The sequence below is a fragment of the Intrasporangium sp. genome, from assembly GCF_035688975.1.
Lineage (GTDB): Bacteria > Actinomycetota > Actinomycetes > Actinomycetales > Dermatophilaceae > CALMNV01.
This window is the reverse complement of record NZ_DASSMH010000016.1, coordinates 1-5,715: the sequence shown is the minus strand read 5'-3', so window position 1 is coordinate 5,715 and position 5,715 is coordinate 1. Positions and strand designations below refer to the sequence as shown.

Annotated in this window: 6 protein-coding genes; 2 read left to right on the top strand and 4 right to left on the bottom strand. The window is 72.8% G+C overall.

Annotated features, from left to right (window positions below; all coding sequences use genetic code 11):
• Positions 1-625 (top strand): HNH endonuclease signature motif containing protein (locus tag VFJ94_RS01895; RefSeq protein ID WP_325002478.1); only part of this gene is annotated, 625 nt, incomplete at its 5' end.
• An 81-nt stretch (positions 626-706) separates the two neighbouring features.
• On the opposite strand, the gene VFJ94_RS01890 is transcribed toward VFJ94_RS01895, so the two are convergent.
• The 4 genes from VFJ94_RS01890 to murA all read right to left on the bottom strand — a co-directional run bounded on the left by VFJ94_RS01890 (position 707) and on the right by murA (position 4,945).
• Positions 707-1,066, bottom strand: a complete 360-nt coding sequence (locus VFJ94_RS01890; RefSeq protein WP_325002477.1) for a hypothetical protein — start codon at positions 1,064-1,066, stop codon at positions 707-709.
• Complete coding sequence (locus VFJ94_RS01885) at positions 1,063-3,060, bottom strand: protein meaA (protein WP_325002479.1); 1,998 nt, start codon at positions 3,058-3,060, stop codon at positions 1,063-1,065. The genes VFJ94_RS01890 and VFJ94_RS01885 overlap by 4 nt, the downstream gene beginning before the upstream one ends.
• Positions 3,061-3,152: 92 nt before the next feature.
• Positions 3,153-3,548 carry an STAS domain-containing protein gene (locus tag VFJ94_RS01880; RefSeq protein ID WP_325002476.1) on the bottom strand — a complete coding sequence of 132 codons (396 nt, stop codon included), beginning with the start codon at positions 3,546-3,548 and terminating at the stop codon, positions 3,153-3,155.
• Between the two features lie 113 nt (positions 3,549-3,661).
• Positions 3,662-4,945 carry a UDP-N-acetylglucosamine 1-carboxyvinyltransferase gene (gene murA / locus VFJ94_RS01875; protein WP_325002475.1) on the bottom strand — a complete coding sequence of 428 codons (1,284 nt, stop codon included), beginning with the start codon at positions 4,943-4,945 and terminating at the stop codon, positions 3,662-3,664.
• Positions 4,946-4,975: 30 nt separating this feature from the next.
• Between murA and VFJ94_RS01870 the strand changes: the two genes are divergently transcribed.
• Entirely contained in the window at positions 4,976-5,611 is a 636-nt protein-coding gene (locus VFJ94_RS01870) for a cob(I)yrinic acid a,c-diamide adenosyltransferase (RefSeq protein WP_325002474.1), read from the top strand.
• The last annotated feature ends 104 nt before the right edge of the window (positions 5,612-5,715 follow it).

Genomic DNA, 5,715 nt, shown 5'->3' with positions numbered 1-5,715 from the left:
GACCATGCGGGGCGTGCTGGACCCGGAGGCGGCCGCGGTCATCAAGTCGGCGATCGACCCGCTGTCGATGCCGTGCCCCACCACGGACCGGCGGGGGCGCACCGTGGAACAGGACCCGCGCTCCCCGGCCCGGCGCCGGGCGGACGCCCTGGTCGCGGTGGTGGGCCGGGGGGTGGCGGCGGCGGACAAGGTCCCGAAGACCGACAAGGCCAAGGTCATCGTCACCATCGACCACGAGGTCCTCACCGGCGCGCTCGGCGGAGCGGGTGTCACGTTGTCAGGCGATGTCCTCTCGCCGCAGACGGTGCGCCGGCTGGCGTGTGACGCGGCGGTCATCCCGATGGTGCTCGGTGGCAAGAGCCAACCGTTGGATGTGGGGCGGGAATGGCGCCTGGTGACCAAGGGGCTGCGGGTGGCGTTGTGGCAGCGGGACCGGGGGTGCACCTTCCCGGGGTGCACCGTCCCGGCGCAGTGGGCCGACGCGCACCACGGGCGGCACTGGTGCCGTGGTGGGAAGACCTCGCTGCTGAACACGTGCCTGCTCTGCCCTCGGCACCACACCTACGTCCATGCCCACGACCTGGTCCCGACCATCACCGCCACCACCGTGACCTGGCACCTGTAGCCACCCAGCCCCGGACCCCGCCACGGCCACACCGGCCACGCCGGGGCCAACTGGGCATGCCGTTGCTCGCGGCCTTGCCGGTCAGGACGGCTGGTCGGCGCGGTCGGCGCCCAGCGACAGCGGCGCCACGTTCCAGCCGTCGCCGTCGACGAGCACGACGCAAGGACTGACGACGCCGCCGCTCACGACGACGACCGACTCGCCGCGGTGCCGGTCGGCAAGCTCGGTGAGCGCATCGTCGCCGGGCTCCAGCGCCCCCGACGTCTGGCGTGCACGCACCTGCAGGCGCGTCGCGAGCTGCCGCGCGGCCTCGAGGTCACCGGCGGCGGCATACACGGCGGCCACCCGCTCCAGACGAAACGAGCCCGCCAGCGCGCCCCCGTTGGAGGCCTCGAAGGGTGGGACGAGCAGAAGGCGCGCCGCGCACTGCAGGTCGCTCATGGGAGCTCTCGTGACCGACGCACCACGTCGACCAGCTCGCCCATGATCTCGTTGAGCCCGAAGTCCTTGGGCGTGAACACCTTGGCGACGCCCGCTCGGCGAAGCGCCGCGGCGTCGGACTCGGGAATGATCCCGCCGACGATGACCGGCACGTCACCGGCGCCCGCTTCCCGCAGCCCCTCGAGGATCTCGGGCACGAGCTCCATGTGCGAGCCGGAGAGGATCGAGATGCCGACGAGGTGGACGTCCTCGGCGACCGCCGCCGCGACGACCTGCGCAGGCGTGAGTCGGATCCCCTGGTAGATGACCTCGAACCCGGCGTCGCGAGCCCGCACGGCGACCTGCTCGGCACCGTTGCTGTGGCCGTCGAGCCCCGGCTTGGCCACGAGGATCCGCAGCTTCTCCCCCAGCTCCTCGCTCGTGCGAGCCACCCGTTCCCTGACCTCGGCGAGAGCGGAGCCGGGCTCGGCCCCGCCCACCCCGACCGAGCCGGTGACGCCCGTCGGCGCGCGGTACTCCCCGAACTCCTCGCGAAGGGCCTGCGTCCACTCGCCCGTCGTCACCTTGGCGCGCGCGCACTCGAGCGAGGCCGCCATGAGGTTGGCCCCCGACGCCGCGTCGGCGCGCAGCCGGGCGAGGGCGGCCTGCGCCCGGGCTCGGTCCGCGGGGTCCGCGTCGCGGTTCTCGCGCCACCGACGAACCGCGTCCGCGGCGGCGGCCTCGACGCCCGGGTCCACCGTCTGGATGGCGGTGCCGAGGTCAGCCGTGAGCGGGTTGGGCTCCGTCGTCTCGAACCGGTTGAGCCCGACCACCACCTCCTCGCCCGCCTCGATGCGCCGACGCCGCTCGGCATGCGAGGCGACGAGGGCGGCCTTCAGGTAGCCGGACTCGACAGCCGCGAGCGCTCCCCCCAGCTCCTCGATCCGAGCCAGCTCCGCCTTGGCGCCGGCGACGAGCTCGGCGACCTTGCCCTCGACGACGGCCGAGCCCGTGAAGAGGTCGCCGTACTCGAGCAGGTCCGACTCGAAGGCGAGGACCTGCTGCATGCGCAGGGACCACTGCTGGTCCCACGGCCGGGGCAGGCCGAGCGCCTCGTTCCACGCCGGCAGCTGCACGGCGCGGGCCCGCGCGTCCTTGGACAGCGTCACCCCGAGCATCTCGAGGACGATCCGCTGGACGTTGTTCTCCGGCTGCACCTCGGTGAGCCCGAGGCTGTTGACCTGCACGCCGTAGCGGAAGCGGCGCGCCATCGGGTCGCTGACGCCGTAGCGGTCGCGGGTCAGCTCGTCCCACAGCCGCACGAAGGCGCGCATCTTGCACATCTCCTCGACGAAGCGCACCCCCGCGTTGACGAAGAACGAGATGCGCCCGACGACGTCTCCGAAGCGCTCCTCGGGCACCTGACCCGACGCCTTGACCGCGTCGAGCACGGCGATGGCCGTCGCGAGTGCGAAGGCGAGCTCCTGCACCGGCGTCGCGCCCGCCTCCTGCAGGTGGTAGCTGCAGATGTTGGTGGGGTTCCACCTGGGCAGCTCCCGGACCGTGTAGGCGATCATGTCGGTGATGAGCCGCAGCGACGGGGCGGGCGGGAAGATGTACGTGCCCCGGGAGAGGTACTCCTTGATGATGTCGTTCTGCGTCGTGCCGGCAAGGGCCCGCACCCACGCCGGGGGGTCCTCGCCCGCGGCCGTCGCCTGCTCCTCCGCGGTCACCTGGTAGAGGGCGAGCAGCCACATCGCCGTGGCGTTGATCGTCATGGAGGTGTTCATCTCGCGGAGCGGGATCGAGTCGAAGAGAGCGGCCAGGTCGCCGACGTGGCTGATCGGCACGCCCACCTTGCCGACCTCCCCCCGGGCGAGCGGGTGGTCCGGGTCATAGCCCGTCTGCGTGGGCAGGTCGAAGGCGACCGACAGCCCGGTCTGGCCCTTGGCGAGGTTGCCCCGGTAGAGCGCGTTGCTCGCAGCGGCGCTGGAGTGGCCGGCATACGTGCGCATGACCCAGGGACGGTCGCGGGTCGGGCGTCTCGACGGCGCAGGCGAGGACATGGTGCGACGGTACCCGCGGCGCCCGGCCGGGGTCGCTGCTCTCAGACGGTGAGAGTGGCCACAGTGGAGTCGGTCGGCCCGGCGGCCTCGGGGGAGCCGGAGGGGCCGGTATGCCGCGGAGTCAGGAGCCGCTCGAGGCGGCACCCGCGCAGCAGGCGGGCGGTGCGGTCGCTCGCGTCGACGACGAGCAGCCGCCGCTCCGCCCGGCTGGCGCGTCGGTGGACGTGCACGAGCACTCCGAGACCCGTCGCGTCGCCGATCTCGGCGTTGCGCAGGTGCAGCCGCAGCACGCCCGGGCCCCGGCCGATGACGTCGTGCAGGATGTCACGGATGTCCGGGACGGTGTGCACGTCGAGGCGTCCCTCCACGATGACGTCGTGGCCGTCGGGAGCGTCAAGCACCTGGACCGGAACCCCGCGGTGACGCTTCAGCGTCATCCTGACCCCCCTCGCTGGTGTGCCATGTCCATGATGACGGCCGACGCCGGAAAAACCTTGGCGCGCCGCATCACAAACCGGTCTCAACGGTGCGCTTCCGAGGACAGCGACGCTCAGTGGTAGACGCCCGGGTCCGGCTCCCGGGTCACGTCGGCGCCGAGGGCGCGCAGGGCGACCTCGAAGGAGGGGTAGCCGCGGTCGATGTGGTGCACGCCGCTGACGAGCGTGTCGCCCTCGGCCACGAGACCTGCGATGACGAGCGCGGCACCGGAGCGGATGTCGCTCGCCACGACCGGGGCGCCGGAGAGGACCGGAACCCCATGCGTCATGACGTGGTGCCCGTCGACCTGGGCCTCCGCGCCGAGCCGGGCCAGCTCCTGGACGGTGCGGAAGCGCGCCTCGAAGAGGTTCTCGGTCACCATCGCGCTGCCGTCGGCGACGGCGTTATAGGCGAGTGCGAAGGGCTGCAGGTCGGTGGGGAAGCCCGGATAGGGCAGCGTCGCGACATCGAAGGCCCGCGGCCGCGCCGGTCCGGACACCACGCGGAAGCCGCGCTCCGTGCGCTCCACGTGGGAGCCCGCGGCGGCCAGCGCCCCGAGGGGCGCCCGCAGGTGCTCGAGCACACCGCCGACCACCTCGATGTCGCCGCGGGTCGTGGCTGCCGCGAAGGCCCAGGTGCCGGCGGCCACGCGGTCCGGGACCACCCGATGAGTCGTGGGCTGCAGCCGCCCGACACCCTCGACGACGATCCGCGAGGTGCCGGCGCCCTCCACGGAGGCACCCATGGAGACGAGCATGTCGGCGATGTCGACGATCTCGGGCTCCTTGGCGACGTTGTCGATCGTGGTACGACCGCGGGCGAGGACCGCGGCGCTGAGGATGTTCTCGGTGGCCCCGACGCTCGGGAAGTCGAGGCGGACGTCCGCCCCATGCAGGCCCGCCGGGGCGGTCGCGACGAGGTAGCCGTGGGTGACGCGAACGCTCGCTCCGAGCGCCTCGAGGCCCGCGGCGTGCAGGTCGAGGCCCCGGGACCCGATGGCGTCGCCGCCCGGAATGGCCACGTCGGCCTGTCCCGTGCGCGCGACGAGGGGACCGAGCACCGAGATGGACGCCCGCAGTGCACGCACGAGCTCGTAGTCGGCGCGGTGACCGACCTCCTCCGGCACGTCGAGCGAGACGGTGCCCGCCGCCGCGTCATAGTCCACGCCGACGCCCAGGCGGCGCAGCAGCTCCGCCATGATGGTCACGTCCGCGATGGCCGGCACGTTGGTCAGCGTCGTCCGCCCCGGTGCGAGCAGGGCGACCGCCATGAGCTTGAGAGCGCTGTTCTTGGCGCCGACGACCTCGACCTCGCCGCACAGGCGCGCCCCGCCGACGACCCGGAACCGCTCTCTCACGCTGAAACCCTATCTGCGACAGTGGAGGGCATGGTCAACCTCACCCGCATCTACACCCGCACCGGTGACGACGGCACCACGTCCCTCGGCGACCTCTCGCGGACGAGCAAGACCGACCCCCGCCTGCACGCCTACGCCGACACCAACGAGGCCAACGCCGCGATCGGCGTGGCCCTCGCGTGTGGTGGCCTGGACGAGGAGGTCCGCGCGACGCTGCTGCGGGTGCAGAACGAGCTCTTCGACGTCGGGGCCGACCTCAGCACCCCGCTGCGGGACCGGTATGACTACCCCCCGTTGCGTGTGCTGCAGCCGTGGATCGACGACCTCGAGGCCGACTGCGACCGCTACCTGGAGCGCACGCCCAAGCTGCGGTCGTTCATCCTGCCCGGAGGCACGCCGGGCTCGGCCTACCTGCACCTGGCCACGACCGTGGTCCGCCGGGCCGAGCGGTCAGCCTGGGCCGCTCTGGCCGCTCATGGCGACGCTCCTGGCACCGAGCGTGGGGTGGGCGGCGTCAACGTGCTGACCGCCACCTACCTCAACCGGCTCTCGGACCTGCTCTTCATCCTCGCGCGAGTGGCCAACCTGCCGATCGGTGGGGACGTGCTGTGGCGCCCGGGCGGCGGCCGTGCGGCCCCTCCCGAGCGACGCCCGCGGGAAACCTGAGCCGTATGCCGCCCTCCCCCCCACGTCGAGTGGCCACTTCGGTGCAGCCCCGCCGCCCTCCCCCCAAGTCGAGTGGCCACTTCGGTACAGCCCCGCCGCCCTCC

Bases quoted from the DNA above. Each gene is read 5' to 3' on its own strand.
- VFJ94_RS01890 (WP_325002477.1), bottom strand. From the start codon at position 1,066: ATGAGCGACCTGCAGTGCGCGGCGCGCCTTCTGCTCGTCCCACCCTTC.
- VFJ94_RS01885 (WP_325002479.1), bottom strand. From the start codon at position 3,060: ATGCGCACGTATGCCGGCCACTCCAGCGCCGCTGCGAGCAACGCGCTC.
- VFJ94_RS01880 (WP_325002476.1), bottom strand. From the start codon at position 3,548: ATGACGCTGAAGCGTCACCGCGGGGTTCCGGTCCAGGTGCTTGACGCT.
- VFJ94_RS01870 (WP_325002474.1), top strand. From the start codon at position 4,976: ATGGTCAACCTCACCCGCATCTACACCCGCACCGGTGACGACGGCACC.